2 protein-coding genes are annotated in these 2,747 nt (G+C 32.7%); both read right to left on the minus strand.

What is annotated here, in order from left to right:
- Window positions 1–376: 376 nt before the first annotated feature.
- Window positions 377–1,135 carry a cell division protein FtsQ/DivIB gene (locus JR312_RS06345; protein ID WP_211908130.1) on the minus strand — a complete coding sequence of 253 codons (759 nt, stop codon included), beginning with the start codon at window positions 1,133–1,135 and terminating at the stop codon, window positions 377–379.
- Window positions 1,116–2,069: a D-alanine--D-alanine ligase gene (locus JR312_RS06350; RefSeq protein ID WP_264331200.1), complete on the minus strand. Its 954-nt coding sequence runs from the start codon at window positions 2,067–2,069 to the stop codon at window positions 1,116–1,118. Before JR312_RS06350 ends, JR312_RS06345 begins: the two co-directional genes overlap by 20 nt.
- Window positions 2,070–2,747: the final 678 nt, after the last annotated feature.

Raw genomic sequence — 2,747 nt, forward strand, 5'->3', positions numbered from 1 at the left:
GACAGGATATTTGTTTCTAATTCTTTATAATCTACCAAACCAGTAGTTCTATTTGCTTGACTCATATCAAACCTCCATTTTTTATATCAATTTATTACTTTTTTTTCGGTTTGACACACTTTTTTGAACGTTCCCAAACTAAAACGTGCTAAAGAAAATTCTCATTCTAAGAGAGATCTTTGTGATGTTTCTGTTTTAAAACATTCTACTCCAGATCAAGGCTTTTTGTTTAGTAATGGTTAATGCTTCCTTCTATAATGCAAAACCCATACTCACCCAACCTAATTAATTACTTGCAATCTGGATTCCAGTTTTAAGCTACTCGGATGAAAGAGAAAGGGCTACTTGCATGACATGAAAAGGAGCACCGAGCAGATCACTTCTTCACAAGGATCTTATCAGCAACACGCATATCAATTATACTCCAATTGCTAAAAGTAAAGTCGGTTGTATTTTGCAAGTGGCTTAAATAATCCCATGCGCTATAAGGATTATCTTCAGGCAATTTTACTGTGGCACTGTCATCGAGTATGATATTCCATCTTCTATTTCCTACATAAACACAAGAAGAAATATGATCACTTAATTGAGTTTTCCTCTCTAGTATATATTTAATGAATTTTAGGCTTGATAACGAATTTTGTCCTTTGATTATAACGAGGTTATCTATCTGGTAATCATCTACGATTACTTTACCTTCAGAGTCAATTACTGAAGTTCTGTTATCATCTTTCCAAAGAGCAAAAGGTTTGTGTTCATTTACATCAATGAGTAAGGTGTTGGGTAAAATCCTATAAATTCTTACATGTTTTATCCATTCGCTTACAGATTGTATATTATCTGTTAGTTTTGAGAGTGATACATACATGATAGGTTGTGTTCTATCTACTAAACTTAGAATGTCCTGTTCATTTGTAAATTTGTTTCCAGTAACGGTTACTTTGTCGATTGAAAATCCATTGCTAATTAATAAGCTCGATAAGCGATCGTTACACCAAGTAAAATAGTAATTGAATCGATTTGTTATTTTATCAAGTGAACTATAAAGTACTAGTGTAAGGAAAAGTGCAGTTATAATCATGAAAGCACACTTGCGCAAAAAACTCCTTTGGCTTCTAGTAACATTGTTCAACATCGGCTTGATCTCTAATATTCTTGTGGTGTAAACTGTCTTTGACAATAATTTTAATTAATTCATTAAAATCAATTCCTCTTGTCAATTTTGCAATTTCTGGTACTAACGATAATTCAGTAAAGCCAGGATGTGTATTAATCTCAAGCATTTTTAAAGTGTTATTTTGGGGATTATAACGGAAGTCTGAGCGGGAAACAGTTTTGCATCCTAAAAATTGATGAACTTTTAGTGCGTGTTCCAAGGTCATTTTATATATATTGTCAGGAATTTCAGCAGGAAATATATGTTCTGCAAATCCATCTGTATACTTTGCTTCATAATCATAGAATTTATTTTTTGGTCGTATTTCCATAGTGCCAATTGCTTCATTCAGCAACACAGCAGTATGTAACTCTATACCCGGTATGTATTCTTCTATGATCATCTTTTCCATTATAGTAGAACTGTTATTTTTCAGTTCTAAGTAATCCTCATGCGAGAAAATCATGTGTACTCCAATGCTTGAGCCTTCGTTAATCGGTTTTAAGACGTACGGATAATCAATTTTAATATTATTTTTTAGCAGATCTTCTCGACTAATTACATCACCTTCTGGAGTGTCGATACTCAGGGATCGGAATATATGCTTTGACATCACTTTATTCATAGCAACAGCCGAAGCCATAACTCCGGAGTGTGTATATTTTATACCTAAGATTTCCAATAAACCTTGAATACAGCCATCTTCACCATAAGGTCCATGTAGAGCAATAAAAGCAAGGCCCGGATTAATTTTTCTAAGCTTTTCAGCAATGTTGCTATCAACATCTATTTCTATTGCATTATATGAAAGGCTATCAAGCACCTTCTTTACTGCTTTTCCGCTCATAAGCGATATTTCTCTTTCGCAAGAAAATCCACCACTTAAAATTGCTATATTTGGAACCATAAGCACCCTAATATTTTGCTATATATCATATATAAAAGATACTTTTATCTTCAATAGAAAAAACGCTTTGAAAAATTCCACAGCCGTACAGATATTGAAACTTGCAGATGGTGTCATGCAAACTGGTTCCTTTATGATCAGACACCAGATTGCAAGTAAAACTGGAAGATCTTTTTCAGTAATATTCTTTAAAAATTTAATTTTGTAATCCACTTGATTTCCACTTTACATCTTTGTAATCAACTGTTTCTACACCTTCAATGTCATATTGATCAGCAACTACAGATAGTTCCATTTCATGATCTATTAAATAGTCTTTCTGCTAATTCTTGAGTGGGCTGCTTAGTAAACTCAACTAGCTTAGCAAAATGCTGTAAAGTTTTTTTACTGAAAGATACATTAGCGTTTGCCGTAAGTTTTACCAAAGTTCATGAGTAATTGTACAATATTTTCCTGAAGTTTTTAATAAAGTAAACTTATCTGGAAAGTAATTATGCTGATATAAATATTATAATTTTATTAACACATAAATGCTACCGTGGCGTTATAGTATTTCCTAAAGTAAATGATAAAGGTATAATAAAGTATTTGAGTTATAATGGCATATAGTGTGGATTTAAGGGAAAAGGCAGTATTGATGATAGAAAAAGGTAAGACAAAGGTTGAGGTAGCAGAGCTTATGGA

The organism is Wolbachia endosymbiont of Nasonia giraulti, from assembly GCF_048054155.1.
Taxonomy (GTDB): Bacteria; Pseudomonadota; Alphaproteobacteria; order Rickettsiales; family Anaplasmataceae; genus Wolbachia; species Wolbachia pipientis_C.